28 protein-coding genes are annotated in these 25,587 nt (G+C 63.2%); 4 read left to right on the plus strand and 24 right to left on the minus strand.

The annotated features are described in order from the left end of the window. Positions 1–141: 141 nt before the first annotated feature. The 3 genes from FJ940_RS00220 to glmM all read right to left on the minus strand — a co-directional run bounded on the left by FJ940_RS00220 (position 142) and on the right by glmM (position 3,525). Positions 142–906, minus strand: coding sequence for an outer membrane protein (locus FJ940_RS00220; RefSeq protein ID WP_140493272.1), 765 nt, complete (start codon positions 904–906; stop codon positions 142–144). Positions 907–1,090: 184 nt separating this feature from the next. Beyond that, positions 1,091–1,924 (minus strand): outer membrane protein, encoded by an 834-nt coding sequence (locus FJ940_RS00225; protein WP_140493269.1) that lies wholly within the window; start codon positions 1,922–1,924, stop codon positions 1,091–1,093. A gap of 248 nt (positions 1,925–2,172) precedes the next feature. Continuing rightward, positions 2,173–3,525 (minus strand): phosphoglucosamine mutase, encoded by a 1,353-nt coding sequence (gene glmM, locus FJ940_RS00230; RefSeq protein WP_140493266.1) that lies wholly within the window; start codon positions 3,523–3,525, stop codon positions 2,173–2,175. 369 nt (positions 3,526–3,894) lie between these two features. On the opposite strand from glmM, the gene FJ940_RS00235 reads away from it, so the two are divergent. Continuing rightward, on the plus strand, positions 3,895–4,761 hold the full coding sequence (locus FJ940_RS00235) for a hypothetical protein (protein WP_140493263.1): 867 nt from the start codon (positions 3,895–3,897) through the stop codon (positions 4,759–4,761). Between the two features lie 482 nt (positions 4,762–5,243). Here FJ940_RS00235 and ftsH read toward each other — a convergent pair whose 3' ends face one another. The 11 genes from ftsH to ybgC form a co-directional block, all read right to left on the minus strand. Then, entirely contained in the window at positions 5,244–7,169 is a 1,926-nt protein-coding gene (gene ftsH, locus FJ940_RS00240) for an ATP-dependent zinc metalloprotease FtsH (protein WP_140493260.1), read from the minus strand. A gap of 131 nt (positions 7,170–7,300) precedes the next feature. Continuing rightward, positions 7,301–8,659: a tRNA lysidine(34) synthetase TilS gene (gene tilS, locus FJ940_RS00245; RefSeq protein ID WP_140654788.1), complete on the minus strand. Its 1,359-nt coding sequence runs from the start codon at positions 8,657–8,659 to the stop codon at positions 7,301–7,303. 58 nt (positions 8,660–8,717) lie between these two features. Continuing rightward, a complete protein-coding gene (ybgF, locus tag FJ940_RS00250; RefSeq protein WP_140654790.1) occupies positions 8,718–9,839 on the minus strand; it encodes a tol-pal system protein YbgF in 1,122 nt (373 codons plus the stop codon). 212 nt (positions 9,840–10,051) lie between these two features. Further along, positions 10,052–10,558, minus strand: a complete 507-nt coding sequence (gene pal / locus FJ940_RS00255; RefSeq protein WP_140493251.1) for a peptidoglycan-associated lipoprotein Pal — start codon at positions 10,556–10,558, stop codon at positions 10,052–10,054. Between the two features lie 221 nt (positions 10,559–10,779). Continuing rightward, positions 10,780–10,929 carry a four helix bundle protein gene (locus tag FJ940_RS28645; RefSeq protein WP_318012522.1) on the minus strand — a complete coding sequence of 50 codons (150 nt, stop codon included), beginning with the start codon at positions 10,927–10,929 and terminating at the stop codon, positions 10,780–10,782. Then, complete coding sequence (locus tag FJ940_RS28650) at positions 10,902–11,021, minus strand: hypothetical protein (RefSeq protein ID WP_246672549.1); 120 nt, start codon at positions 11,019–11,021, stop codon at positions 10,902–10,904. Before FJ940_RS28650 ends, FJ940_RS28645 begins: the two co-directional genes overlap by 28 nt. Before the next feature lie 168 nt (positions 11,022–11,189). Beyond that, positions 11,190–12,500: a Tol-Pal system beta propeller repeat protein TolB gene (tolB, locus tag FJ940_RS00265; protein WP_140493245.1), complete on the minus strand. Its 1,311-nt coding sequence runs from the start codon at positions 12,498–12,500 to the stop codon at positions 11,190–11,192. A gap of 41 nt (positions 12,501–12,541) precedes the next feature. Then, positions 12,542–13,696, minus strand: a complete 1,155-nt coding sequence (locus FJ940_RS00270; RefSeq protein ID WP_140493242.1) for an energy transducer TonB — start codon at positions 13,694–13,696, stop codon at positions 12,542–12,544. 7 nt (positions 13,697–13,703) lie between these two features. Further along, positions 13,704–14,156, minus strand: a complete 453-nt coding sequence (gene tolR / locus FJ940_RS00275) for a protein TolR (RefSeq protein ID WP_140493239.1) — start codon at positions 14,154–14,156, stop codon at positions 13,704–13,706. A gap of 11 nt (positions 14,157–14,167) precedes the next feature. Beyond that, complete coding sequence (tolQ, locus tag FJ940_RS00280; RefSeq protein WP_140493236.1) at positions 14,168–14,878, minus strand: protein TolQ; 711 nt, start codon at positions 14,876–14,878, stop codon at positions 14,168–14,170. A gap of 267 nt (positions 14,879–15,145) precedes the next feature. Beyond that, on the minus strand, positions 15,146–15,616 hold the full coding sequence (gene ybgC, locus FJ940_RS00285) for a tol-pal system-associated acyl-CoA thioesterase (RefSeq protein WP_140517557.1): 471 nt from the start codon (positions 15,614–15,616) through the stop codon (positions 15,146–15,148). A gap of 57 nt (positions 15,617–15,673) precedes the next feature. Between ybgC and FJ940_RS00290 the strand changes: the two genes are divergently transcribed. Continuing rightward, positions 15,674–16,942 carry a cellulase family glycosylhydrolase gene (locus tag FJ940_RS00290; RefSeq protein WP_140654793.1) on the plus strand — a complete coding sequence of 423 codons (1,269 nt, stop codon included), beginning with the start codon at positions 15,674–15,676 and terminating at the stop codon, positions 16,940–16,942. Positions 16,943–17,052: 110 nt separating this feature from the next. On the opposite strand, the gene ruvB is transcribed toward FJ940_RS00290, so the two are convergent. The 7 genes from ruvB to FJ940_RS00325 form a co-directional block, all read right to left on the minus strand. Then, the gene (gene ruvB, locus FJ940_RS00295) at positions 17,053–18,090 is read right to left on the minus strand and encodes a Holliday junction branch migration DNA helicase RuvB (RefSeq protein WP_140654796.1); all 1,038 of its coding nucleotides are present in this window, start codon (positions 18,088–18,090) and stop codon (positions 17,053–17,055) included. Positions 18,091–18,133: 43 nt separating this feature from the next. Continuing rightward, positions 18,134–18,754 (minus strand): Holliday junction branch migration protein RuvA, encoded by a 621-nt coding sequence (ruvA, locus tag FJ940_RS00300; protein ID WP_140654800.1) that lies wholly within the window; start codon positions 18,752–18,754, stop codon positions 18,134–18,136. Between the two features lie 27 nt (positions 18,755–18,781). After that, entirely contained in the window at positions 18,782–19,201 is a 420-nt protein-coding gene (locus FJ940_RS00305) for a type II toxin-antitoxin system VapC family toxin (protein WP_140654802.1), read from the minus strand. After that, positions 19,179–19,448, minus strand: coding sequence for an AbrB/MazE/SpoVT family DNA-binding domain-containing protein (locus FJ940_RS00310; RefSeq protein ID WP_140493211.1), 270 nt, complete (start codon positions 19,446–19,448; stop codon positions 19,179–19,181). The genes FJ940_RS00305 and FJ940_RS00310 overlap by 23 nt, the downstream gene beginning before the upstream one ends. A gap of 55 nt (positions 19,449–19,503) precedes the next feature. Beyond that, positions 19,504–20,013: a crossover junction endodeoxyribonuclease RuvC gene (ruvC, locus tag FJ940_RS00315; protein WP_140525048.1), complete on the minus strand. Its 510-nt coding sequence runs from the start codon at positions 20,011–20,013 to the stop codon at positions 19,504–19,506. A 93-nt stretch (positions 20,014–20,106) separates the two neighbouring features. Continuing rightward, positions 20,107–20,640 (minus strand): DUF1465 family protein, encoded by a 534-nt coding sequence (locus FJ940_RS00320; RefSeq protein WP_140493205.1) that lies wholly within the window; start codon positions 20,638–20,640, stop codon positions 20,107–20,109. A gap of 383 nt (positions 20,641–21,023) precedes the next feature. After that, complete coding sequence (locus FJ940_RS00325; protein ID WP_140493202.1) at positions 21,024–21,404, minus strand: cbb3-type cytochrome c oxidase subunit I; 381 nt, start codon at positions 21,402–21,404, stop codon at positions 21,024–21,026. Between the two features lie 321 nt (positions 21,405–21,725). Here FJ940_RS00325 and FJ940_RS00330 point away from each other — a divergent pair, with 321 nt between their 5' ends. Continuing rightward, the gene (locus tag FJ940_RS00330) at positions 21,726–22,277 is read left to right on the plus strand and encodes a DUF2269 family protein (protein ID WP_140493199.1); all 552 of its coding nucleotides are present in this window, start codon (positions 21,726–21,728) and stop codon (positions 22,275–22,277) included. Positions 22,278–22,298: 21 nt separating this feature from the next. Here the strand turns inward: FJ940_RS00330 and FJ940_RS00335 are convergent, their stop codons facing one another. The 3 genes from FJ940_RS00335 to FJ940_RS00345 all read right to left on the minus strand — a co-directional run bounded on the left by FJ940_RS00335 (position 22,299) and on the right by FJ940_RS00345 (position 24,442). Further along, positions 22,299–23,069 (minus strand): sulfite exporter TauE/SafE family protein, encoded by a 771-nt coding sequence (locus FJ940_RS00335; protein ID WP_140554914.1) that lies wholly within the window; start codon positions 23,067–23,069, stop codon positions 22,299–22,301. 116 nt (positions 23,070–23,185) lie between these two features. Continuing rightward, positions 23,186–23,914 (minus strand): class I SAM-dependent methyltransferase, encoded by a 729-nt coding sequence (locus FJ940_RS00340; RefSeq protein WP_140517552.1) that lies wholly within the window; start codon positions 23,912–23,914, stop codon positions 23,186–23,188. A gap of 87 nt (positions 23,915–24,001) precedes the next feature. Then, entirely contained in the window at positions 24,002–24,442 is a 441-nt protein-coding gene (locus FJ940_RS00345; protein ID WP_140517551.1) for an Lrp/AsnC family transcriptional regulator, read from the minus strand. Positions 24,443–24,572: 130 nt separating this feature from the next. Here FJ940_RS00345 and FJ940_RS00350 point away from each other — a divergent pair, with 130 nt between their 5' ends. Beyond that, positions 24,573–25,478: a DMT family transporter gene (locus FJ940_RS00350; protein ID WP_140624976.1), complete on the plus strand. Its 906-nt coding sequence runs from the start codon at positions 24,573–24,575 to the stop codon at positions 25,476–25,478. The last annotated feature ends 109 nt before the right edge of the window (positions 25,479–25,587 follow it).

Raw genomic sequence — 25,587 nt, forward strand, 5'->3', positions numbered from 1 at the left:
ATGCGCTCGGGCTTCGGGCGTCAAGGGGAAAGTTTTTGTCGCGGGCAGGATACTGGCGATCCGCGATCAGGATCTCGTGAGCTTCAAACGCAAACGGTGGACCGAAGAGATCCGCCGCCATGGTTCATGTATGCCAGCCTACTACCAGAGATCGTAGCGTAGCCCGAGCTTTACCTGATGATTGCTGATTCCCTTGTGGACCGGAAACGAGGTCAGGCTCTCGGCCGTCACATATTCGGCGTCGGGCGCCGAGAAATACTGATAGCCGAGATCGACGGAAACATTCTTCGACACCTGATAGGCAAGGCCGGCATTCAGCGTGTAAGCGAAGGAATACTTGGTCTTGTCGTCACTCAGTCCGAAGTCGTCGGTTGGATCGCCATTGTCGGTGAAATAGCTCGCCGAGAGCTTGTGCGTGCTCCTGACGATGCCGATGCCGGCGCCGAGATAGGGTGTTATGCCGACATAGGTTCCAAGGTCGACATAGCCGTTGAGCATGCCTGAAAAGGCATAGTTCTTCAGGGACGCCGACGCCAGGGTCGCCTCTGCCGCGGTCGCTGAATCGTCATAGCCAATGCCGATCTTGTTGCCGGGCAGGTAACCCAGATTGAGATCGGCACGCAGATAATCGTTGAAGTGGTAGCCGAAGCCGATGCTGGCGAAGACCGGGTCTTCCTCGTTGTCGAAGCTCGCCGGCGTGAAGGCGAAATCCTCATTCTTGAAGCTCTTCTCTACCAGGTAGGAGACATCGCCGCGCAGATACCAGCCCGAGCCGACCTCGACCGGCACGTAGTCGGGCGCCTGGTCGACATAGACCGGGGGATCATAGTCGGCGGCCAGCGCAGGCGTCAGCGGCATGATGGCGAATGTGGCAAGCACCGGCGCCATACGCGATGTGAGTTTCATGATCCCCTGCTCCCGATTTCGGCGCCACCAGACGGCAGCCATCGTTTCAGGAAGCATTGTTAACCATAGTGGTTAAGTCGGGGTTAAGGCTAACAGAGCGTTAGCGAATGATTTTCGGGCAGCCAGACAAGCGAAAACCGCCCGGCTGATGCCGGGCGGTTTCGGACCGTTGGATGGTCGGATGTTACTTGGTGTAGATCGGCTCGGGTTCGGGCTGATAGGCCACCGTCGGCGCGGCGCAACCGTTGTTGCCGCCGAACTGGTACCGCAGGCCGCCGCGCACCTCATGCGTGTCGATGCCGCGGTCGAAGCCCGGCCCGGCGCTGCTGATATCCCACTCGAACATGCGGCCGCCCTGGATGTGGCTGTAGCGATAGCCCGCGTCCAGGATCAGCTTGTCGGTCAGGCAGTAGGAAGCGCCGGCCATGAGCGCGTAGGCAAAGCGCCAGCTTTTCGCACCGGGGTTGAACTCGGTGGTGTTCGGGTCCCTGACATCGTCCCATCTGACATGCGCGCCGCCGATGCCGGCGCCGACATAGGGCGTGATGCCGTGATAGGTGCCGAGATCGACATAGGCGTTGGCCAGCAGCAGCAAGGCGCTCATTTTCGACACTTCGGTCGACGTCGAGAAAGCGTCCGAGGTTCCGCCGTCGAAGTTCGACTTGAACCAGTAATCGGCGGTCAAATCCGTACGAAAATGATCGTTGATCTTGTAGCCGACGCCGGCGCCGAGCGAGAAGCCGCCCTTGAGCTTGCCGAAATCGAAGCTCCTGTCGCCGGGAATGACGTTACAATTACAGGGATCGATGGTGTAGGTCGTGTAATCGATGCCGCGCACTTTCGACTTGTGGTAGTCGAGATCGCCGCGAATGTACCAGCCGCCGACATCGACTGGCTGCTCGTATACCGGCGGCGGCGCCTCTTCGACCACCGGCTCCGGAAGGTCGGCCGCGAACACCGGCCATGCCAGGCCCGCGAACAGCGCGGCGAACAGGGCCTTTCTTGCTGTATTGAACATGCTTGTCACCCCTAGAAACCCTCGGAACAGCGGTCGCGTCCGAATGAGATTGGCTTTCAGGCGTGGATAATGAATTGCAAAGGTTAAAAGGCATTTAACCCTGTCTATTAACCACGAATCTCGAGCATTTGAGGAATTCGGATGGTTCCACGTGTCTCGAGCCAGTTTCGCAGGCAAACAAAAGCCCGCCGGACGGGCGGGCTTCTAAGCAATCAGAGCGGCGTCGGCCCCTCCGGATGCACCTGAGATCAGGCGGCGCTGCGTGTTTCCGAGATGACCTCGACGATGTCGTTGACGACGGCCTCGACCAGCTGCGGGTCGTCGCCCTCGGCCATGACACGGATCAGCGGCTCGGTGCCGGACGGCCGGATGACGAGCCGCCCCGCCTTGCCGAGGCGTTGACGGGCGTCCTCGATCGCAGCCTTGACCGGAGCTTCCTCGAGCGGCTTGCCGCCGGCGATGCGGACGTTCTTGAGGAGTTGCGGCACCGGCTCGAACTTCTTCGACAATTCGCTGACCGGCCGGCCCTGCCGCTTGATGCAGGCCAGCACCTGCAGCGCCGAAACCAGGCCGTCGCCCGTGGTCGAGAAGTCCGACAGCACGATGTGGCCCGACTGCTCGCCGCCGACATTGAGCCCGTGCGCGCGCATATGCTCGACGACATAGCGGTCGCCGACCTTGGTGCGGTGCAATTGCAGCTTCATGTCGCCGAGGAAGCGTTCGAGGCCGAGATTGGACATGACCGTCGAAACGACGCCACCGCCGGCAAGCCGCCCGCTCTGGTGCCAGGACTCGGCGATCATTGCCATGATCTGGTCGCCGTCGACGATCGCGCCGTTCTCGTCAACGATGACGACACGGTCGGCATCGCCGTCGAGCGCGATGCCGATGTCGGCGCGCACCTCGTGCACTTTCTTCTGCAGGCCTGCCGGATGGGTCGAGCCGCATTCCTTGTTGATGTTGAAGCCGTTGGGCTCGACATTGATGGCCACCACTTCGGCGCCCAGCTCCCAAAGCGCCTCGGGGGCAACCTTGTAGGCGGCGCCATTGGCGCAATCGACGACGATCCTCAAACCTGAAAGCGACATCGAACGCGGCAAGGTGCGCTTTGCAAACTCGATGTAGCGGTCATGCACGCCATCGACGCGCTTGGCGCGACCAAGTCCGTCGGAATCGGCGAGTGCCAGTTCGATATCCTTGTCCAGCATGCTCTCGATGCGCTCTTCGATCTCGTCGGAGAGCTTGTAGCCGTCGGGACCGAATAGCTTGATGCCATTGTCGTAATAAGGATTGTGCGAGGCCGAGATCATGACGCCGATATCGGCGCGCAGCGAACGCACCAACATGGCGACCGCCGGCGTCGGGATGGGGCCGAGCAGGAACACGTCCATGCCGGCGGCGCAGAGGCCCGCCACCATGGCGTTCTCGATCATGTAGCCGGAAAGTCTGGTGTCCTTGCCGAGCACCACACGGTGACGATGGCTGCCGCGCTGGAAGGACAGGCCGGCCGCCATGCCGACCCTCATCGCGATTTCCGCCGTCATTGGAAACTTGTTGGCGCGCCCGCGAATACCGTCCGTGCCGAAATAATTTCCTGCCATGCTAGTCAGTGTCCCCGGTGGTTCTTGCCCGGTACGTCATGCCATAATTGGCCGGCGCACTACGATCACATTTCGTGATTATCTGTTACCAATCCTTTAGAAAAACCCTTGTTGTGCATTGCACACAGACTGGCGCAACCTAGCGTGATGGCGCTGCCTCGCCACAATATACCATGCCTGTGGACCATTCGACATGGATTTACCCACAAATTCTTGTCTTCCAGCCGGCAACAGGCAACGATTTCATCACCTTGCCGGCAGAAGCCGGGTTTCGGCGATGTATTCGCCACTTAGCATCTGGCGCAACCGACCGTTGAGCGTTATTGATTTGCTGGGACGTATAATGGGCTGCTGCAACGGAGAAACGCTATGCTCATCCACCGACTTGCCACTTTGACCGGCCTTGCGGTCGCGACGTTATTCCTGGCCGCGCCAGCCAACGCGCTGACGATGGCCGAGTGCAGCACGAAGTATAACGCGGCCAAGGACGCGGGGACACTTGCCGGCCAGACCTGGAACCAGTTCCGCAAGGCGCAGTGCGGCACTGATGCCGCCGCGACAGCCAAGCCCGACGCCAAGGCAGCGGACACCAAGGCGGCCGATACGAAGCCGGCCAAGGCGACCAAGGCTGCGGCCGCCGCCGACGACGGAGCCAAAGGCCTGACCGCAAAGGAATGCAGCACCAAGTACCAGGCGGCCAAGGCCGCCGGCACGCTCAACGGCATGAAGTGGAACGACTTCCGCAAGAGCGAATGCGCCACCGGCGCGTCCGCTGCCGCCGGCGCATCCGCTGCCGCCGCCACCAAACCGGCGACCACCAAGGCGGCGACCACGGCTGCGGCGACCGACAGCTCGGGCAAGGGCCTAAGCATGGCCGACTGCAGCAGCAAGTACCAGGCTGCCAAGACCGCCAATACGCTCAACGGCATGAAGTGGAACGACTTCCGGAAGGCCGAATGCGGCGCCAGCGCCTCGGACGATGACACCGTCCCGGCTCCAACAGAGGCGACCTACACCAAGGAGCCGGCAAAGCCGACTGTCGCTGCGCCGAAGGGCGTGAGTTTCCCGACCGCAATCTCGCCGAAATTCGCCACCGAAACCCCGGCCAAGGCCCGCATGCATACCTGCCTCCAGCAGTACTATGCCAACAAGGACGCCAACACGCTTGGCGGCTTGAAGTGGATCCAGAAGGGCGGCGGCTTCTACAGCCTGTGCAATGCCAAGCTGAAGAGCTGAGCGACAGCACTATTTGAGGAAAGTAAGGCCCGCGAGCCGCAGGGTTCGCGGGCTTTTTTGCCCGCAGCTTCAGCAGGAATCCCCGCTGACGAGAGGCGCGTTGCCGGCGACGCTGCAAACTCCCCTCGTGGGGGAGATGGCCGGCAGGCCAGAGGGGGGGCACGAAGGATCGTTGCCTGCTCCGGCCAGGTTGCCTCGCATTCACGAAAAGCTGGGCGAGGGTGGCTCGAGGAATCGTCGAACGGCAAGAGAGATCCTCCCCCGCAGCCCGGAAGGCCTAACTCGATTTGTCGGCGGACGCTGCCCCCGCTGAGCTGCCCGTCATCTTCCACAAAGTGGGAAGATTGGCTGCTGCCACGCCGGCTTCCGCCAATCGCCTAGCCAACCTTGCAGGCGCAGGCCACGGAGAAACTCAGCAGCCTGCCCCAAACAAAAACGCCGCGGTCGAACCGCGGCGTTTCTCAATTTGTTCTTGGCCGAGTTCAGCTCGACGGCTGCGGTTCCATGCCGCCCTCGGGCTCGGGACCCTTTTTGCGGCGGCCCGACTTCGGCACGGCCGAACCACGGCTCGGCGGCGTGTCGTCGCCGAGATCGCGCGCGGGCTTCTCGCCGGCGATCAGCTGCTTGATCTCGTCGCCCGACAGCGTCTCGTATTCGAGCAGGCCCTGCGCCAGCGCGATCCATTCCTTCTTCTTCTTGGTCAGCACCGACCTCGCGGTCGAATAGGCCTCGTCGATCAGGCGCCGCACCTCGGCGTCGATGATCTGCGCGGTTTCTTCCGAGATGTTCTGCGTGCGCGCCACCGAATGGCCGAGGAACACTTCCTCCTGGTTGTCGCCATAAGCGACATGGCCGAGCTTGTCGGAAAAGCCCCAGCGCGTGACCATGGCGCGCGCCAGCTTGGTCGCTTGCTCGATATCGGAGGAAGCGCCCGACGTGATGTTCTCCTTGCCGAACTTGAACTCCTCGGCGACGCGGCCGCCCATCATGATGGCAAGCCGTGAGATCATGTACTTGTAGCTCATCGAATAGCGGTCGCCTTCCGGCAACTGCATGACCATGCCGAGCGCGCGGCCGCGCGGAATGATTGTCGCCTTGTGCAGCGGATCGGCCGACGGCACGTTGAGCGCCAGTATGGCGTGACCGGCCTCGTGATAGGCGGTCAACTCCTTCTCGGCCTGGGTCATGGCCGAGGAGCGGCGCTCGGCGCCCATCATGATCTTGTCCTTGGCGTCCTCGAACTCGGCCATGGTCACGAGGCGCTTGTTACGCCGCGCCGCCATCAGGGCGGCCTCGTTGACGAGGTTCATCAGATCGGCGCCGGAGAAGCCCGGCGTGCCGCGGGAGACGACCTTGAGGTCGACATTGGGCGCCAGCGGCACGTTGCGCACATGCACTTTCAGGATCTTCTCGCGTCCGACGATGTCGGGGTTCGGCACCACCACCTGGCGGTCGAAACGGCCGGGCCTCAGCAGCGCCGGGTCGAGCACGTCGGGCCGGTTGGTGGCGGCGATCAGGATGATGCTTTCGTTGGACTCGAAGCCGTCCATCTCGACCAGCAGCTGATTCAGCGTCTGCTCGCGCTCATCATTACCGCCGCCGAGACCCGCGCCGCGGTGACGGCCGACCGCGTCGATTTCGTCGATGAAGATGATGCAGGGCGCGTTCTTCTTGGCCTGGTCGAACATGTCGCGCACGCGGCTGGCGCCGACGCCGACGAACATCTCGACGAAGTCCGAACCCGAAATGGTGAAGAACGGCACGTTTGCCTCGCCGGCGACCGAGCGGGCGAGCAGCGTCTTGCCGGTTCCCGGAGGGCCGACCAAGAGCACGCCGCGCGGGATCTTGCCGCCGAGCCGCTGGAATTTCTGCGGATCGCGCAGGAACTCGACGATCTCCTCCAGGTCTTCCTTGGCCTCGTCGACGCCGGCGACGTCCTGGAAGGTGACGCGGCCATGCGCCTCGGTCAGAAGCTTGGCCTTCGACTTGCCGAAGCCCATGGCACGACCGGAGCCGGACTGCATCTGGCGCATGAAGAATATCCATACGCCGAGGATCAGGATCATCGGCAGCCACGAGATCAGGTACCCGAACAGCGAGTTTGAACCGTCGGTCTCCGGCCGCGCATTGATGGTGACGTTCTTGTCCTGCAGCCGCGACACCAGCGACGGATCGCCGGGCGAATAGGTCTGGAAGCCGCTCGAATTGTCGGTGTAGGTGCCGGAGATGCGGGCGCCGGCGATGGTCACCGTCTTGACCCGGCCCGCCGCGACATCCTGCAGGAACTGCGAATAAGGTACATCGCTCGAAGCCCCACGCGTCTGCGGCGTCTGGAACAGATTGAAGAGGGCGATGAGCAGGACCGCTATGATCGCCCAGAGCGCGAGGTTGCGATAGTTCGGATTCATCAATTGTCCCGTTGGCGTCCACGCGGACACGCGTCGTGAGAGGAAACTTGAGCCTAACATAGGGAGAGCGCCCCCCCTTGCCAAGCAGAACAGCACGTGTGGGTTAAGCTTTCGCCCATGACCGACCGGCGCTATGGCCGCTTGAAAGGCAGGGCGGGAGGCAACGGTGCGCCGATCAATTCGGCGACGACCCGCGCCGGCGCCAGGTCGAAGGACGGCAGGAAACGGACAAAAGGGGCGACGACGGCCTGTGCCGTGAACCCCGGCGACGCCTGCCCACCCTGAGGCAGGCCAGGGTTCTCAACGGCTTGCCGCGATGCCGGCTCGCAGGCCAGCGCGGCGCGCACGAGGCTGCGTGGCGTTTCGCCTTCCGCGATCGCCAGACGCTTCGCCGCCGCTGCCCCGAACGGCGCGATCAACAATGCACTGCCGCCGTCGTCCAACGTGATGTTCCGGCGGCCGTCCCAGAGCAGCCCGCCGGTGGCCGCGACCACACGCGGCAAGCCTCGCGTCTCGCGGCGCAGAAAGATGCCGGCGCGCCTGGAATCGACCACCGTCCGCGACAATGTGGCGCAAAGAAATCCAGCCTTCAGCCTACCGAACAGCGCCTCGCATCGCGCCTGGTCCGGCAGAAACGCAACGCCCCCGCTTGTGGCGAGGAGGATGCGCAGCGCATAGACGGCCGCCGGATCGTCGCCGGCCGAAAGCAGGGTCGGATCGAGGCGGACAAGACCCGGCGCCGGCTGGCTGGCGAAGCGCGCGATTAAATCCGCGGCGCGGATGCCAAGCCGGCTGCGCGCCTCGCTCTCGCGCGCCGCCAGCGTCAATGCGTCATCGATGCGCTGCGCACCGTCAGCGCCGGCCAGTGCCGCGCGCATGCGCGGTCGCTCGAAGGCCGCGTCGGCATTGGTCGGGTCCTCGGCCCAGCCGACATGCTCGCGCCGCAGGAAGTTGCGCAAAGCCGCGCGCCGAATGCCAAGGAGCGGCCGCACGATCCATTCGTGCCAGTCGTGCAAGGTGACCGGCGCCATGCCGGCAAGGCCGCGCCCTTCCTCGCGGGCGCCCTTGCCTCGGACTAGCCGCATCAGCACCGTCTCGGCCTGGTCGTCCGCTGTATGACCGGTCACGATCAGGCCGAGGCCTTCCGCCCGCGCCGTCTCGGCCAGCAGCCGGTAACGCGCCTCCCGCGCGGCGGCCGGCAGCCCGGTCGATGGCTTGCGTCCGGACCAGGCGACGATGCGGTGCGCGATGGCGTGCGCGGCGCAAAGCCTGGCCACCGCTTCCGCTTCGGCCGCCGCGCCCTGCCGCAAACCGTGGTCGATCGTCACCGCCAGCAGCTTCGCGGACGGCGCGGTTCGGTCGAGATGTCGTTTGAGAAGGAGAAGTAGGGCGGTCGAGTCGCTGCCGCCGGATACGGCCGCAACGGCGCCGCTGGTAAAGTCGATGTGCGAAAAAAGGTCTTTCGAAAGATCAGGCTCGGTGTCGAGCATCAATGCATGTCGCCCGAACACGGCTCCGAGGGCAAGGCAACGGCAGGCAGGAGAAGGGCTAGCACGCCGCCAGGGCCTTTTCCTGCTTCACGCGCTCCTTGAGCGTGTTGGAAATGTCGGGGTAGCGCTTGCCGACCTCGCTGAAGGTGGCGCAGGCCACGTCGTGCTGCTTCAGGCCGACCAGCGACACGCCGAGCTTCAGCAGCATGTCGGGGGCCTTCTTGGCCTTGGGATAGTCCTTGCTGGCGGCGAGGAAGACCTCCGCGGCATCGCGGTATTTCTGCTGGCCAAGCAGCGATTCGCCCAGCCAATAGTGCGCATCCGCCGTTTTCGCGTCACGGGGAAAACGCGCGATGTGGTCGCGAAAACCCTGTTCGGCGGTGCCGTAGTCGCCCGACAGGATGAACTGGTAGGAGTTGCGGTAGAGCTCCTCGGGATCGTTCGTGGAAGGCAGCGCCGCAACCACCGTGCCGCCGGACTTGCCGCTCTTGGCCGGAGCGCCGGCGGCTGGAGCGACATCCTGCGCCGGTGCGGTCGCCTGCGTGCTGCCGCCGGCATCGACCACATTGCCGTTCTTGTCGACGGTGATGCTGCCGAAGGTCTTTTCGGGCGCTCCCGTTCCGGGGATCACCTTGCCCGGATCACCGTCAGAGGATTCGACGATGACGTCCTCGACGCTCTGGCCGCCGCCAGCCGACTGGCCGGCCGCTGCCCGATTGTCGGCCTTCGCAGGCGGTTGCGTGGCCGGCGCCTCGGCCACGCTGTCATCGCTGTCGACGGGCGCGGCCTGTGACTTCTTCTGCCCGGCCGGCTGCTGCGCACCCTGCGTACCGCCTTCGAGCTGCTGGAAGCGGAACTCGTTGTCTTCCTGCTGTTTGCGGATCTGCTCCTGCATTTGCAGGATCTGGAAATTCAGTTCCTCGATCTTGCCGTTCATCTGGCGCAGTTGGTCCTCGAGCCCGGTGGCGCCTGTGCCAGTCGACTGCTGCGCGAACTGAACCTGGTCCGACTTCTTCTTTTCGCCGAAAACGCCAGGCAGCTCGATGCTGGGCAGATGGAACGAGAAGCCGCTGTCGGCTGGCTGTCCCGTGCCATCAGTCCCTAAGCCACCCGCCATCGCGGTGACGCCTGAAAGGAGCAGCAGCGCAAGCGTGCCGCTCAGAACTGATCTCAAATGCATATGCCTCTCGCCGTGTCGTTAGCTTGTTCGCGCCTTCCAATCGGTATGGGACCAGCCAAGCGCCCTCGGCTCATAGCAGGACGCGAGACTTCGGCCAAATTTTGTTTGAAGGGACCAAACATGAAAAAGGCGGCCTTTCAGCCGCCTTTCGCAAACCTGTGTTGCATTTTTGTCGTCGTGTTTTTCGCGCGTCGCTCGACGCGCGAAAAATGTCAGGAACCGGCGCCGCTGAGCGTGGTGACCGCGCGGCGGTTCTGCGACCAGCAGGAGATGTCGTCGCAAACCGCGACCGGCCGTTCCTTGCCGTAGGAAATGGTCTTCAGGCGGTTGGCGGAGACGCCCTTGGAGACCAGGAAGTCGCGCGTGGCGGCGGCGCGGCGGGCACCGAGCGCCAAATTGTATTCGCGCGTGCCGCGTTCGTCGGCATGGCCTTCAACGACGATCGCATACTGCTTGTACTGGTTCAGCCACTGCGCCTGGCGCGACAGCGTCGTCTGGGCGTCGGCGCGGATCGAGGAGGAGTCCGTGTCGAAGAAGATGCGGTCGCCGATATTGACGGTGAAGTCCTGCGCCGATCCGGGCGTTGCGGCACCGGCGCCGTTGAGGCCGAGATCGGCGGCGCTGTTGGGCGTCTTCTTCGAAGCGCAACCGGCAATGGCGAGCATCGCCACCAGCGCGATCATGACGGGATTTCTGGTAAGTGCTGCGATACGGCTCATGCCGCCTCTCCTTCGCATTCGAGTGATTTCGTTGATCACCCAGTAACCACGTTTGGGTTAACCGGCATTCAAGAAACACGGTTAAAATTTGGTTTAGGCCGCCCGTCCGCAGCCCTTTGATCCGGGCCACAGTTGGCGCGGACCCTAGGCGGAAATGCGGCCAAAACGCGACAAAGAGGTGGAAATGGAGAATTGAGGAATTGAAGAAATGAGGAAAAGGGTCATTTCAACTTCTTCCTGAGATTCACCAGCATTCCATAGATATGGACATAGGATTGCAGCCATTCATCGCGCTGCGCGTGGGTGATGTAGCCAAGGTCGAACGCATACGAAATCCACGTCTCTACTTCGCTGCATGATCCCATGGCCATCGAAATGAAACGCGCAAATCGGGCCTGGAATGGGTCTGTTTGGCAAATCCTTCAGCCAGATTGGCACAGATCGCCTTGCTGGATCGCCGCATTTGGTCAGCCAACGCGTATTGTTTTTCGGAAAAACAAGCGTGGCCTTGTGGACGTCGAGGGAAACCCCATAAGCGTGCCTATAGACATCCAAATCCTTCGCGCGCTTGATGTAGCCCGCTTCTCTCTCCATCCCTCAATTCTTCATTTCTTCATTTCTCCAATTCCTCTCACTCCAGCAGCGGCGACCAGGCCGGATCGGAGGCAAAGTTCGCGGTCGGGATCGACTGCTCGTTGCGGCCGGTGAGATCGACAGAAACCAGTTTCGGGCCGCCGGCGGAATCGCGGAAGAACATCAGCACGCGGCCGTTCGGCGCCCAGGTCGGTCCTTCCTGCTGGAAGCCGGATGACAGGATGCGCTCGCCCGAACCGTCGGTCTTCATAACGCCGATCTGGAATTCGCCGCCGGTCTGCTTGGTGAAGGCGATGAGATCGCCGCGCGGCGACCACACCGGCGTCGAATAGACCCCGTCGCCGAAGGAGATGCGGGTCTGGCCCGAACCGTCGGCGCCCATCACATAGATCTGCGCGCGTCCGCCGCGGTCGGAGGTGAACACCACCTTGCTGCCGTCGGGCGAATAGGAAGGCGAAGTGTCGATGGCGGTCGAGTTGGTGAGCCGGGTCGTCGAGCGGCTCCTGAGGTCCATGGCGAAGATGTTGGAATTGCCGTCGTCGCGCAGCAGGCTCATGATCACCTTCTGGCCATCCGGCGAAAAGCGCGGCGCAAACGTCATGCCCGGAAAATTGCCGACCAGTTCGCGCTGGCCGGTCTCGATCTGCAGGAGATACACCCGCGGCTGGCCGCTCTCATAGGACATGTAGGTGATTTCCTGCCGGTTCGGCGAGAAGCGCGGCGTCAAGACGATCGCCCTGCCGTCCGAGAGATAGCGCACATTGGCGCCGTCCTGGTCCATGATGGCGAGGCGCTTCTTGCGCGCATTCTTGGCGCCGGACTCGTCGATGAAAACGACGCGCGTGTCGAAATAGCCCTTCTCGCCGGTCAGCCGCTCGTAGATGGCGTCGGCGATGATGTGAGCGACGCGTCGTTGATTGGCGTCGTTGGCGAAGAATTGTTCGCCCGACATCTGCTGTCCAGCGAACGTGTCCCACAGCCGATACTGCGCGCGGATGCGCCCGTCGGCCTCCTTGCTGACGCTGCCGGTGACCAGAGCCTGGGCATTGATCACCTTCCAGTCGTCGAAGCGAGGCGCTGCGTCAGGATTGGCGATCTTCTCGATGAAGGCGCTTTTGTCGATCGGTGCGAACAGGCCCGAGCGCTTCAGGTCGGCGGTGACGATGCCGGAAATCTGCGCGCCAAGCCCATCGCCCGACTGGAAATCGGTGATAGCGATCGGCAGCGGCTCGACATTGCCCTTGTTGACGTTGATCTCGACGAGCGCCCACGCAGGCATGACGGCGCCGGCCATCGAGCCCAGCGCCATTGTCGCGACCATCAGGAGCGGCTTGAGGATGAATTTCATGTCTTCTCGCTTCTCTTCACTGATTCTGCGGAGGGCAGGCCTCAAAGGCCAAGCATTTCCCTCGGATCGAAAGTGACACGGACCTGGGCCCAGATGTCCTGTTTGCCCGCCGGAACCTGAAGGCCGGCCATGTTGCATTTCTGAACCGCACGCACGGCGCTTTCATCGAATTGGCGATTCCCGCTCGATTTCTCGACGGTGGGCCGGCCATCCAGCTTGCCCGAGGGGTCGAGGTTGAACATGACCACGGCGACGAAATTCTCCGAGCCCTCCAGCCCCGCCGGCAATGTCCAGCAACCGCCAAGTTGGTCCGACAGGGCGCCCAGTTCTGATCTCGACAGCTTCTGGCCCTGGTCCTTCTCGCCGCCGAGCGAAGCCTGCTGTGTCGAACGCTTGGCGCCGCCGCCGGAGGGCTTCTGCTTGTCCAGCAGGGCCGAGATCTCGTCGGAATTGAACTGCTTGTCCTCCGATTTCGGCTTGGATGAAGCCTCCTTGACCGGTTTGTCGGCGTCCTTGCGCTCCGGCGCCTTGGCGCTTTCGGCCTGTGCCGGCTGCGGCTTCGGCCGCGCCTGAGGCGCGGGCGCGGAGTCCGGCAGTTGGGCATCGTCAGGCTGGTCCTTGGCGATCGCCTGGGCGACCGCGTCCGGCTTCACCTCGGGTGTCGGCTCGATGGCCGCGGTCTTGTCCTGTGGCGGTGCGGGCGTCGGCTCCTTGGCCGGCGCCGGCTTCGGCTCGGTCTGCTTGACCGGCTCGGGCTTGACCTCTTCCTTGGGCTGCGGCGCGGGAGCCACTTCCGTGGCCGGCGTCGGCTTGGGCTTTTCCTGCGGCTTCGGCACGTCCTCGGTCTTCGGCTTTTCGATCGGCGTTGGCGCCGGCGGCGGGGCCGACGTCATGTCGACCGGCTTCGGCTTGGCCTCGGGCGTTATCGGCTTGTCGGTATCGACGCTGTTCTCGCCGACCTTCTGCGCATCCGGCACCACATCGGGACGCTGCGTGGGCAAGGGCGCCGGCTTTTCATGCACCACCGATTTCTTGTCGCCCTGCAGCACCTGGGCAGTGGCTTCGATCGGCACGATGTCGACAGCGACCGACTCGACGTCGGCCGACGGAAGCGCGGCCGGTGCCGACAGCGTGAACAGGCCGAAGCCAATCAGCGCCGCATGCATGATCACCGATGTGGTGAGGCCGGTCCTCATAGTGGGTCTATTGATCCTGTTCCTGCAGTGAAACCAGGCCGATATTCTTGTAGCCGGCGGCCGAAATGCGGGCCATCACCTTCATCGCCGTGCCATAGTCGGTGGACTTGTCGCCGCGGATGAAGATGCGCTCGTCATAGCCGGTCTTCGAGATCGCCTGCAGCTTCGCCACCAGTTCCTCGATCGGGATTTCGGTCTCCTGGAGATAGATCTGGCCGGCGGCATTGATCGAAACGGTGATCGGCTGCGTGTCGGCATTCATCGCCTTGGCCTGCGTATCCGGCAGATCGATCGGCACGCCGACCGTCAAAAGCGGCGCCGCGACCATGAAGATGATCAACAGCACCAGCATCACGTCGACCATCGGCGTGACGTTGATTTCGGCGATGAGGCCATGATGGCGGCCCCGCCGCCTGTGGCCGCGTCCGCCGCGTCCAGCCATGCCTACGGACATTCCCATCGGCTTACTCCTCAGGCCTTCGGCGCTACTTTTTCATCGATTTGGCGCGAGAGTATGGCGGAGAACTCGTCGGAGAACCCTTCCATGCGCACCGCGATCTTGCTCGCATCCGATGACAGCTTGTTGTAGGCGATGACGGCCGGAATGGCGGCGAGCAGGCCGATGGCGGTCGCCAGCAGCGCCTCGGCGATGCCGGGCGCGACCACCGACAGGCTGGTGTTCTTGGAGCCGGCGATCGCCTGGAACGACGTCATGATGCCAATGACGGTGCCGAACAGGCCGATGAACGGGGCCGCCGAGCCCGTGGTTGCGAGGAAGCCGAGGCGGCCTTCGAGCTTCTCCATCTCGCGGGTCAGCGCCAGGTCCATCGCCTTGTCGATGCGGGTTTGCAAGCCGAGCGGCGTCTTGGCGCCTTTTTCGAAACTCTTCTTCCACTCGCGCATGGCAGCAACGAAGATGGCGCCCATGCCCGATGTCTTGCGGTCGGCCAACGTGCGGTAAAGCTCCTCCAGCGACTGCCCCGACCAGAACACCTGCTCGAACCGGTTCAGCGCCAGCCGCATGCGGGCATAGGATACGAGCTTGTCGACGATGATCGCCCAGGTCCAGACCGAGGCGCAGAGCAGCCCGATCATGACCAGCTTGACCACCCAGCTGGCCTGCATGAACAGCGCCCAAATCGACAATTGCGCGCCCGGTTCGGCGAGTGCGATATTTTCCATCGTAACGTCCTTAAGATTTCCGGGCGAAGCTGGCGGCTGGCCCCTGGCATCCCTTGTGGTCGGTTCGCGCGAAGCTACCGGAACAACCCCAAAACGTGCCTTTCGCGGCCTTTTCGGGGCAAATGTTGGTGAAAGGAAGGCGCTGGATAGCGCCAATCTTCACCAATCTCTTCATGAACCGTTATGGTTAAGGATGGGTTAGTCGATCAGGCGCGGCGCATTGCCGCGCTTCAAGCCGGCACCGGCGATACCTACGAGGCCGACCTTTTAGCCTGCCTTGGGTATGAACGCTGCTATCCACTCCCTGGGGAAGCGGCGTGGCCGGCCATTCTCGCCGATGATCGCCGCCTCCACCCTGGCCTCGACCAGCATCTCGTCGCCGCGCCTGAGCTGCTGGGCCATGAAGATGCGCGCGCCGGAGATTTCCTCGGTCCGGGTGTCGATCGTCAGGATGTCGTCCATGCGGGCCGGCATGCGGAAGTCGATCTCCATGCGACGCACCACCCAGACTATTCTTTCGCCATGCTTGCCATCGGCAAGTTCGGTGTGGTGGACGCCGCTCAGCCTCAGATAGTCGGAGCGGCCGCGCTCGAGGAATTCGAGATAGCGGGCGTGGTAGACGACGCCGGAGAAATCGGTGTCGGCATAATAGACCCGCGCCATCAGCCGATGGCCGAACGCCGTCAGCGCACCGGAAATCCCCGCCAGCAAGGTCGCGGATTCACCATGATCGTCCATTGCGCTTCCTTTTTCAGTCGCGGCAAGGCACCTGTGCCGCGCGTGACATGGCATCGGATGGCACTGTTGACGGCGATGATCAAGACCTTGGCGACGGCGCTGTTCGTGGTGATGGCTCTGTTCGTCGTGATGGCTCTGGCCCGGCCGGGCCAAGCCGCGACCTTCTCCATGAAGCGCGGGCTCAATCTCGACCAGTGGGTGACCTGGCCGGGCGAAGACCAATGGGGCAACGCCAAGGCCATCCTGCCCTACCCGGAATGGCGCAAATTTCTCAAGGACGACGATCTCGAGGCTCTGAAGCATGCAGGCTTCGATTTCCTGCGCATGCCGGTCGATCCTTCGCCCTTCCTTTCCGAAAATACGATGGCCTTGCGCGAGGATCTCTATGCCAGCGTGCTGGACTCTGTCCGCATGATCAACCGCGCCGGCCTGAAGGTTGTCGTCGACATGCATCTGATCCCCGCCGGCAGTGGGCGTAAGATCGGCATGGCCGAGGTGATGAACAACCCGGTGACATTCGATGCCTATGTCGAGGTGGTGCGCAAGATGGCGCACACGCTCGCCGGGGAAGATCCGGGGCAAGTGGCCTTCGAACCGATGAACGAACCGATCGTCGACTGCGACGCCGACGGCACCAGCCTGTGGCCGCAACGCCAGCAGAGGTTGTTCGCCGCGGCGCGTTCTTCGGCGACGAGATTGACGCTTGTGCTGACCGGGGCCTGCTATTCCGCGGCGTCGTCGCTGGAAAAAATCGATCCGATGGCGATCCCGGACGACAACGTCATCTGGACCTTCCATTCCTACGATCCGTTCCTGCTTACCCATCAGGGCGCGACCTGGGCCGGCGATTTCATTCCCTATGTGACCGGCCTGCCCTACCCGCTGACCGCGGTGCCGCCGGCTGAGCTCGACGTCACGCTCGACGCCATCCGCGCCAGGATCAAGACCGAGGCACCTTGGGCGCGGCAGGGCGGGCTGCTTGCCTATCTCGACGAGCAGGTAGCCAGCATGGACACCGACGCCAAGCTGCTTGGTCTCATGGACGCCCCGTTCAAGGCCGTCGATGCCTGGGCGAAGGCCAACCGCATCCGGCCGGAAAAAGTCACGCTGGGCGAGTTCGGCATGATCCGCCAGGAACACGACAATCCCTATGTGATGCCGGCCGGCTATCGTGCCGCCTATGTCCGGGACATGATCGCGCGCGCCGAGGCGCATGGCTTCTCCTGGTCGGTGTGGAGTTACGGCGGCGCTTTCGGCATTGTCGATGCTTTCAACGGCGAAAAGGCCGAACCCGATGTGCTGGACGTGATCCGGTCGCTTCACTGAGCGCCGTTGCTCCACGCCGCCGCCGGGATCGATCAGCGAGATCTCCGGTCGCACGCCGCAAAGCGGTTACGGACGCTTGATCGCCGGCCCGAACGCCGCCGCCGGGGCCGCTATTCTTCCTGAAACAAATTGATCTGCTGTTGCGCCAGGTCCTTCGGCGCGTCGAGGCCGAGATGGCGCCAGGCATTGGCCGTCAGCACGCGGCCGCGCGGCGTGCGCTGGATGAAGCCCTGCTGGATCAGGTAGGGCTCGATAATGTCCTCTATGGCGTCGCGCGGCTCGGACAGGCCGGCGGCGATCGTCTCGATGCCGACCGGCCCGCCGCCGAAATTGCGCGCGATCATCGAAAGATATCGGCGGTCGAGCGCATCGAGGCCGAGCGCGTCGACCTCCAGCCGGGTCAAGGCCTCGTCCGCGATCAAGCTGTCCACATGACCATCGCCGGCGACCGAAGCGAAATCGCGCACGCGGCGCAACAGCCGGCCGGCGATGCGCGGCGTGCCTCGCGCGCGCCGCGCAATCTCCAGCGCGCCGTCGTCGCCGAGCGGCATTTGCAGGATGCGTGCGCCGCGCCGCACGATCTGCTCCAGTTCCTCGACCGTGTAGAAGTTGAGCCGCACCGGGATGCCGAAGCGGTCGCGCAGCGGATTGGTGAGCAGGCCGAGCCGCGTGGTGGCGGCGACCAGGGTGAAACGGGCAAGGTCGATCTTGACCGAGCGCGCCGCCGGCCCCTCGCCGATGATCAGGTCGAGCTGGAAATCCTCCATCGCCGGATAGAGGATCTCTTCCACCGCAGGATTCAGCCTGTGGATCTCGTCGATGAACAGGACGTCGCCTTCTTCGAGATTGGTCAAGAGTGCAGCGAGATCGCCGGCCTTTGCGATGACCGGTCCGGAGGTTGAGCGGAAGTTGACGCCGAGCTCGCGCGCCATGATTTGCGCCAGCGTCGTCTTGCCTAGACCTGGCGGCCCGACGAACAGCACATGATCGAGCGCTTCCTTGCGCCCCTTGGCGGCCTCGATGAACACTTTGAGGTTGGCCCGCACCGCCGCCTGGCCGACGAAATCGTCGAGCGTCTGCGGCCGCAAACTCTGATCGGCATCCTCGCCGCGTTTTTCCGGAGCGATCAGACGGGGGGAAAGGCTCATGCCGCCTTCCTTGCATATGGCCGGGAACCGGACAAGCGTGCGCTCACCGCGCCAGTTCCTTGAGCCCGAAGCGAATCAGCTTCGACGCGTCCGCCTCCTCGCCAGCCGTCTTCAGTGCCGCCGCCACTGCATTGGCGGCGGTGTCGCGGGAATAACCGAGATTGACTAGGGCCGAGACCGCGTCTGTGATCGGCGCGGCTGCCACGCCTTCGCCGAGCTCCTGCTTCAAGCCGATCGTGCCCGAGGCGGCACCGGCATAGGCCGGCGCCTTGTTCTTCAACTCGGTGACGATGCGCTCGGCCACCTTCTTGCCGACGCCCGGCGCCCGGGAAACCATGGCGATGTCGCGCAGCGCGATCGCGTTGGCAAGGTCGGCCGGCGCCAGTGTCGACAGGATGGCCAGTGCCACCTTGGCGCCGACGCCCTGCACATTGGTCATCAGGAGCCGGAACCATTCGCGCTCCAGCACCGATTGGAAGCCGTAGAGCCGGATCATGTCCTCGCGCACATAGGTCTCGATGAACAGCACCACCGCTTCGCCGGGCGAAGGCAGCGCGGCAAGCGTCCGCGCCGAGCAGTAGGCGACATAGCCGACGCCATGCACGTCGACGAGGCAGTGGTCCTCCTCGATCTCGTCGAGCATACCCTTGAGCTTGCCTATCATGCCAAATCTTTCATGGAAGATAGGCCCTCATGCGTGCGTTTCAGGAGAAATGATGTCAAGGTCCGGGAAATAACTGCGATAACGCGCGGCGTCGCGCGTCAAAAGACGATGTCCGGCAACGGTCGCATGAGCGCCAATAAAGAAGTCCGGCAAGGTTCGTTCGCGGATTCCACCAGCACGGCGATAACGGGAATGCGTCACACCTGCAAGGAAGGCCGCATCCCAGGGCAGAAACTCGCGATCGATCTCGAGCATGTCGACCGCTTTTCGAAGCGCTGCCTCCGAGGCGATCAGCGGCGCCAGTTCAGACCAGATGATCGTATTGACCACCAAGTCGCCGTCGCGGCGGCATGAGGCGATTGCAGACGCCGACCATTTTGTCAGCGGTCCGGCCGGCCCCCAAACGTCGATCAGGACATTTGTGTCAATCAACGTCGAGATCTTCACGCGGCCCCCTCAGCCACTCCATATACTCGTCGGTCGTCATGCCACCCAGATCCAACGTCCCCTCCATCCGGTCAAGGACATTACTGAACCTGCGCAATTTCTCCTCCTCGGGGAGATTCTCGTTGACGGCCACAAGCCGAGCACCCTCATCGGTGGCCACGAATTCCACCTCGGAGCCCGGGCGGATACCCAGGTGATCCCTTATCTGTTTGGGGATCGTGACTTGGCCTTTGGTGGTGACGCGCATGGTAATACCTCAAAGTATTACCTACGACAGACAAGGGAACAAGTCAAGAACATCGTCAACCGGCAAGTGCCATCCGATAGGCGACGCTTTGCCGGTGATGCGCGTGGCAAATGGCTATGGCGAGCGCGTCGGCGGCATGTTCGGTGTCGAAGGTCGCTTTCGGCAGCAGCACCTTCACCATCATGTGGATCTGCTTCTTGTCGCCATGGCCGACGCCGATCACCGCCTTCTTGACGGCATTGGGTGCATATTCGGCAACGACCAGGCCGGCGCGTGCCGGCACCAGCATGGCGATGCCGCGCGCCTGGCCAAGCTTCAGCGTCGCCACCGCATCCTTGTTGACGAAGGTCTGTTCGACGGCCGCCTCATGCGGCATGGCCGTATGCAGGATTTCAGCCAACCCGTCATGCAGCTGGCACAGCCGCGTCGCCAGCGCCGCCTTGTCTTCGGAACGCACCGTGCCGGACGCGACGAAGCGCAGCGAATTGCCGAGGCTTTCGACAATGCCCCAGCCGGTGCGCCTGAGCCCCGGATCGATACCGATGATGCGAATCGTGTCCCCCATCCGGTTACTCTACCTCCCGGAGACAGCGATGCCAGCGAAATGTGAACAAACCGGAAACAGCAGCCTGCCGGGGCCAGAAATGCTCCGAACCCCTTAGTTGCGGGCGAAAGCCGTGTTGAGCAGGCTGATCTGGTCCGAGACCGGATTGGGCCGGCGGCTCATGGGCTGCATGTCGACCACCGCGCCGGCGCCGTAGATCTCCTCGTCCATGCGGCGCACCAGTGCCTGCAGGCGCAGCGACCGGTTGACGAGGTCGAGGAAATCCTTGGGCAGTTCGGCCCAGCCGGCCGCCTCGTCATGGGCGGAGGCGGTGTCGAGGCGCACCTTGGACTTTTCCGATGCGACCTGGTCGCGGGTCATCTCGCCGGAATTCGCGGCGCGCTGCAGAAGCAGCCACGAGGCGACCTGCATCAGCCTGGTGGTCAGCCGCATCGATTCGGCCGCATAGAGCGTGGCCGCCAGCCGCGACAGCTTCTTGGCCTCGGCCCGGCCCTTGCCGTCGAGATACTCCGCCGCCTGTTCGACTAGCCCCATGCCTTCCTGGTAGAGCGGTTTGAAGGAGTGCGAAAAGACCCGACGTTCCGCCAGCTTGACGGTTTTCGCGCTGCCCTTCGAAGGCTCGTTCATCGATACGCCCCTGCACTTGCAACCGGCCGATTCGGCTTACTGCCGATACACCCGGAACCCTACATAACTGAAGCTTGAAAATGCGCCTCGTCCGGGGTGAAGGCAAGCACATGTTTAACAGAAGGTTAACGTGATCCGGTGCGGACCGTGTCGCTGGAAAGCGGACAAAAAAAGAGCCGCGGATAAGGCGGCTCTCAGGAGTTTAACAGGGAGGCGTCAAACAAAGTGGCTCCAACCACTCGGTAAGAATCCAGATCACTGGATGCGCATAGTAAACGCCTGTAAAGCTTAATGAACCCTTAACGGCGCCGATGTTTTTTGAGCGAACCCCGCGCCACTGTGCCGTAACAGCACAGTTCCTGAAGGATGTGCCGAGCCTCGGCTCAGGCCGTTTTCCAAACCGCCGGCAAGGCGATGAAGGCAAACAGCAGCAAGGCCGCGTAGAAACCCATCGAAGACGCCGCCACCAGCGGTTCGATCGCGGCATCGCCGCCAAGCAGGAAGTAGAGCCCGATCAAAAGGCCGATGCCGCTGATTGCGGTCAGCCAGAAGTGAACGACGGCAACCGTCTTCTGTCCGACCGCCGGAAACAGGTGATAGAAGAAGGCGAAGACCGCCGACATCAGCCAGCCAGCGACCATCGTATGGGCGTGGGTCGGCATCTGGCCATGGTCCTGGCTGATCGCCATGTACAGGCCGAGCGCCATGCCGCACAGCGCATAGATAACGGCCAGCGTGAAGAAATTCCGTGCTACCCCTTGCATATCTTTCCCCCGAGTTGCCTTTCCCGTGTTCGGGAAAGGGTTGATCGTCAGGCGATTGCTCTCGCCACCGGGCTCCCGGCGCGGGCGCACTAGCATCGGCACTGTTTCTGGACGATGTCGCGCCCCCGGACGCCCCTCATAATAGCAGAAAACCGGATGGCGCGCTCGCAATATCAGTGGCTCCTTACGTTAGCCGGCACTTGAAACAGAACTGGTTTTTTCACGACATCGTTCCGAAACAGGCGCGGCGATAAACGCTTGGCCATCGAAGCGGCAGGCGAGGATTCGCTCCTTCCGCTACATCAGGCGCCGAGGAGAAGCATGGACTGGTATTCGATCGTTAAATTGCTGCACATTCTTTCGGCGACCCTATGGGTCGGCGGCGGTTTCGCGCTGATGGTGCTGGCGACGCTCGCCGATCGGTCGGGAAACATCCAGGGAACGCTGCAGGCAATGCGGGCTACGGGCGAATTGGGAAACCGCTTCTTCGCGCCGATGTCGATGCTGACATTGGCCTTCGGGCTAATCATGTGCTGGTTCTGGGTCGGCTTCTCGCAACTGTGGATCCTGATCGGCCTTGCCGGCTACGCGACCACCTTTTCAATCGGCATGTTCGTCTTCAAGCCGAGCGCCGATCGCATGGGCGCGATGATCGCCAGGGATGGCGTGACGCCGGCCGCCCTAGCCTATGGCCAGCGCATCCTGCGGGCGGCGCGCTTCGACTATGCGGTGATGCTGGTCATCATCGCCGACATGGTGCTGAAGCCGACCATCGACGACTTCACGGTCCTTGCCGCCATGGGGCTTGTGTTGGCGGCTGGCGCCACCCTGGCGCTCGGCCGACCAAGGCGCATGGTGCCGAGCGTCGCCTGAGGCAGGCGAAAACGGTCCCGGCTACATCAGGCCGGCGATCCCGTCCCACAGAAGCTTCACCGCGACGACGGCCACCGTCGCATAGGTGAAGGGATAGAAGATCTCCGGACGCATGCGGCGCACCAGCCGGGCGCCGGCGATGGTGGATAGCGGCGCCAGCGGCATCAGCACCGCCGACGCGGTCAGATTGGTGCTGTCGAACTGGCCGAGCGCGAAATAGGGAACGAGCTTCAGCGCGTTGGTGGCGGCAAAGAAGATCGCCGCCGTGCCGGACAACACCTTCGGGTCGAGCCGGATCGGCAGCGCGTAGACCTGAAAGGGCGGGCCGCCGACATGGGCGACGAAGCTGGTGAAGCCGGCGACCGTGCCCCAGAGGGCCGCGGCGACGCGGTTGGGCTGCGCCGCATGGTCGGCGCCGTGGCGGTACTTCAGATAGAGCCAGCGCAGCACGAAAATGATGGCGACGGCGCCGACGATCAGCCGCACGGCCTCCTCGGTGACCAGTGCGGCCGTCAGCCAACCGAGACCGATACCGATCACCGCGCCGGGCATCATGTCGACCAGCATCTTCCTGTTATAGACGCCCCACCATGTCCATACCGAAACGATGTCCATCAGGCATAGGATGGGCAGCAGGATGGCCGCCGCTTGCACCGGCGGCATGGTCAGCGCCATCAGCGGCACGCCGACGAAACCGACCGCGCCGCCAAATCCGCCCTTGGACAGGCCGACCAGAATGACCGCCGGGACGGCGGCCGCATAGAACCACGGATCGGAAAGCAGGCCTGACATGGAGGAGGGACTGGTCTGGAGGGAAAGCGAGTCAACGCCTGAATAGCCCAGATTCCCGAGCGGAGCGACAGCAAATGTGGGCGTCGCCACAGCAAGGCCGGCCCATTCTGCTCTGCCTATCGCCGGGCCGAGACCAGCAGGAACATCGGCCGCTCGAGCTCTTCCGCCAGTTCGGGCTTGGCCGCGATCTGCGCGTCCGTCGGACGGAATTCCTCGACATGCTCGATGGTGAAGCCGCACCGGATCAGCGTGTTGAGCGTGGTGCCGATGGTGCGGTGATGTTTCACAACTCCCTTGGCCAGCCAGTCCGTCTTGCGCGGTCCCTCCACCAGATACCGGTCGACGGGCCATGTCTTGCGGCCTTCGGCATCGACAGACCAGCCGGGATGCGTCGGAGCCATATAGATCGGATGCTCCGTCGAAAAGACGAAATGCCCGCCGGGGACCAGGCACCGGTGCACGGTCTGGAACAGCCGCGCGGCATCGCTGACATAGTGCAGGGCAAGCGAGCTGTAGGCGAGATCGAAAGCCGTCGGCGGCAGGCTGAGTTCATCGAGATCGGCGCGTTCGTAGACGATGCCGGCGTCCGGGCCGGCGGCACGCGCCCGGGCGAGCATCTTTTCCGACAGGTCGAGACCCAGAACCTCCTTGGCCCCGTGTTCAAGAGCCCAGCGGCAGAACCAGCCGAAGCCGCAACCGAGATCGACGATTCGCAAGCCGCTGACGTCGGGAAGCATCGCGCGCAACGCCGGCCATTCGGCGGCGCCCTCCAGCCCTTCGACGGACCGGCCGAGTTGGCTGTAGCCTGCGAAGAAGTCCGGCTGATCATAGACATTCTGCGCCATGTTCTTTCCTCGTTGTTCATATGCCTGACTGGCGGAGCCGCCACGCATTTCCACCACCGCCAAGCAGAGTCAAGAAACGCGGACCGGTCATGCGCCGAGCGGTGGCGGCCGCCGCCGGATCGGCTGCGCCTTGATGATGGCGGTGCTGGTCTCGGCCTTGTCGGCGATCCGATCGAGGATGCCGTCGAGGTCGCCGATCGAACGCACGAACAGCCTGGCGACGAAGCAGTCGTCCCCCGTCACCTTGTCGCATTCGCCGAATTCGGCGATCTCCTCGATCAGCTTCTGGACGATGTGCAGCTTGCCCGGCAGCGGCTTGATGCGCACGATCGCCTGCAATGTATAGCCGAGCGCCAGCGGGTCTATCTCGACGGTGAAAGCCCTGATCACGCCGCGCTCCTCGAGCCGCCGCAGCCGCTCCGAAACGCTCGGCGATGACAGCCCGACCTGGCCGGCCAGCTCCTTCAGTGAAGTCCGCGCATCCTTCACCAGGATTTCGAGGAGACGTCGGTCGAGATCGTCAAGCATTTCACATTCTCAGGATTTCCGGGTATTTACCTATTTTTAATAGGCAAAACCAGCATGTCACCTTTCTCGCTGGATGGAAAGCCCAGGATCAGCATGAGATTATGCACGCTCAATGATCTGGAGATTTGCCGTGAGCGATACAGCACGTGGGACGATCGAAATGTCCACCGCAATGGCGATCCTGGGAACGATCGGATGGTTCGTCGTCCTGTCCGGCCAGCCTATCATGGATGTGGTGTTCTGGCGCTGCGCTTTCGGCGCGGTGACGCTGCTCTTCATCTGCGTCGGCCTCGGCCTGTTGCGCAACAGGCTGTCGCTTCGCGTTTTCGCCATCGCGGCCCTCGGTGGCGCCGCTATCGTCGTCAACTGGCTGCTGCTGTTTAGTGCATTCTCGCGCGCGTCGATCTCGATCGCCACCGCTGTCTACAATACCCAGCCTTTCATGCTGGTCGGCTTCGGCGCGCTCTTCTTCGGCGAGCGGCTGACCCTGACGAAATTGACTTGGCTGGCAATCGCCTTCGCCGGCATGGTGCTGATCGTCGAGGCCGCCCCTGACGCCGGCGATATCGGCACCAACTATTTCGCCGGCATCGTCATGGCGCTGGCCGCTGCCTTCTTCTGGGCCGTCGCCTCCATCGTCACCAAGAAGCTCAAGGGCACGCCGCCACATCTCATCGCGCTCGTCCAGGTCTGCGTCGGCGTGTTGATGCTGGCGCCCTTCGCCAATCTCTCGCATCTTCCGACCGACGCAAGGAGCTGGGCCATGCTGGCGACGCTCGGCATCGTCCACACCGGTCTGATGTACATCCTGATGTACGGCGCCATCCAGAAGCTGCCGACGCACCTGCAGGGGTCGCTGTCCTTCATCTACCCGATCGTTGCGATCCTGGTCGACGTCACGGCATTCGGCCATCGCCTGCATCTCAGCCAACTCGTCGGCGCCGCCGCCATCCTGATCGCGGCCGCCGGCATGAATCTCGGCTGGACATTGTGGAAGCCAAGGCCTGCCGCGGCAGGTGCGCAACCGATCGAGTAACGCCAATCGCCGGCGCTTCGGCGGTCAAAAATAGCGATCCCGCCTGCCCGCCTGTTCAAAGCGGGCACTTTGCTCTATGCCGCAATCCAACCATCTTCGCCCGGCATAG

This window comes from Mesorhizobium sp. B2-3-7 (assembly GCF_006442695.1).
GTDB lineage: Bacteria > Pseudomonadota > Alphaproteobacteria > Rhizobiales > Rhizobiaceae > Mesorhizobium.

What these genes read in the sequence shown, in the direction of transcription:
- FJ940_RS00220 (WP_140493272.1), bottom strand. Translation starts at nt 906, where the DNA reads ATGAAACTCACATCGCGTATGGCGCCGGTGCTTGCCACATTCGCCATC.
- FJ940_RS00225 (WP_140493269.1), bottom strand. Translation starts at nt 1,924, where the DNA reads ATGTTCAATACAGCAAGAAAGGCCCTGTTCGCCGCGCTGTTCGCGGGC.
- glmM (WP_140493266.1), bottom strand. Translation starts at nt 3,525, where the DNA reads ATGGCAGGAAATTATTTCGGCACGGACGGTATTCGCGGGCGCGCCAAC.
- FJ940_RS00235 (WP_140493263.1), top strand. Translation starts at nt 3,895, where the DNA reads ATGCTCATCCACCGACTTGCCACTTTGACCGGCCTTGCGGTCGCGACG.
- ftsH (WP_140493260.1), bottom strand. Translation starts at nt 7,169, where the DNA reads ATGAATCCGAACTATCGCAACCTCGCGCTCTGGGCGATCATAGCGGTC.
- tilS (WP_140654788.1), bottom strand. Translation starts at nt 8,659, where the DNA reads ATGCTCGACACCGAGCCTGATCTTTCGAAAGACCTTTTTTCGCACATC.
- ybgF (WP_140654790.1), bottom strand. Translation starts at nt 9,839, where the DNA reads ATGCATTTGAGATCAGTTCTGAGCGGCACGCTTGCGCTGCTGCTCCTT.
- pal (WP_140493251.1), bottom strand. Translation starts at nt 10,558, where the DNA reads ATGAGCCGTATCGCAGCACTTACCAGAAATCCCGTCATGATCGCGCTG.
- FJ940_RS28645 (WP_318012522.1), bottom strand. Translation starts at nt 10,929, where the DNA reads ATGGCCATGGGATCATGCAGCGAAGTAGAGACGTGGATTTCGTATGCG.
- FJ940_RS28650 (WP_246672549.1), bottom strand. Translation starts at nt 11,021, where the DNA reads ATGCGGCGATCCAGCAAGGCGATCTGTGCCAATCTGGCTGAAGGATTT.
- tolB (WP_140493245.1), bottom strand. Translation starts at nt 12,500, where the DNA reads ATGAAATTCATCCTCAAGCCGCTCCTGATGGTCGCGACAATGGCGCTG.
- FJ940_RS00270 (WP_140493242.1), bottom strand. Translation starts at nt 13,696, where the DNA reads ATGAGGACCGGCCTCACCACATCGGTGATCATGCATGCGGCGCTGATT.
- tolR (WP_140493239.1), bottom strand. Translation starts at nt 14,156, where the DNA reads ATGGGAATGTCCGTAGGCATGGCTGGACGCGGCGGACGCGGCCACAGG.
- tolQ (WP_140493236.1), bottom strand. Translation starts at nt 14,878, where the DNA reads ATGGAAAATATCGCACTCGCCGAACCGGGCGCGCAATTGTCGATTTGG.
- ybgC (WP_140517557.1), bottom strand. Translation starts at nt 15,616, where the DNA reads ATGGACGATCATGGTGAATCCGCGACCTTGCTGGCGGGGATTTCCGGT.
- FJ940_RS00290 (WP_140654793.1), top strand. Translation starts at nt 15,674, where the DNA reads ATGGCACTGTTGACGGCGATGATCAAGACCTTGGCGACGGCGCTGTTC.
- ruvB (WP_140654796.1), bottom strand. Translation starts at nt 18,090, where the DNA reads ATGAGCCTTTCCCCCCGTCTGATCGCTCCGGAAAAACGCGGCGAGGAT.
- ruvA (WP_140654800.1), bottom strand. Translation starts at nt 18,754, where the DNA reads ATGATAGGCAAGCTCAAGGGTATGCTCGACGAGATCGAGGAGGACCAC.
- FJ940_RS00310 (WP_140493211.1), bottom strand. Translation starts at nt 19,448, where the DNA reads ATGCGCGTCACCACCAAAGGCCAAGTCACGATCCCCAAACAGATAAGG.
- ruvC (WP_140525048.1), bottom strand. Translation starts at nt 20,013, where the DNA reads ATGGGGGACACGATTCGCATCATCGGTATCGATCCGGGGCTCAGGCGC.
- FJ940_RS00320 (WP_140493205.1), bottom strand. Translation starts at nt 20,640, where the DNA reads ATGAACGAGCCTTCGAAGGGCAGCGCGAAAACCGTCAAGCTGGCGGAA.
- FJ940_RS00325 (WP_140493202.1), bottom strand. Translation starts at nt 21,404, where the DNA reads ATGCAAGGGGTAGCACGGAATTTCTTCACGCTGGCCGTTATCTATGCG.
- FJ940_RS00330 (WP_140493199.1), top strand. Translation starts at nt 21,726, where the DNA reads ATGGACTGGTATTCGATCGTTAAATTGCTGCACATTCTTTCGGCGACC.
- FJ940_RS00335 (WP_140554914.1), bottom strand. Translation starts at nt 23,069, where the DNA reads ATGTCAGGCCTGCTTTCCGATCCGTGGTTCTATGCGGCCGCCGTCCCG.
- FJ940_RS00340 (WP_140517552.1), bottom strand. Translation starts at nt 23,914, where the DNA reads ATGGCGCAGAATGTCTATGATCAGCCGGACTTCTTCGCAGGCTACAGC.
- FJ940_RS00345 (WP_140517551.1), bottom strand. Translation starts at nt 24,442, where the DNA reads ATGCTTGACGATCTCGACCGACGTCTCCTCGAAATCCTGGTGAAGGAT.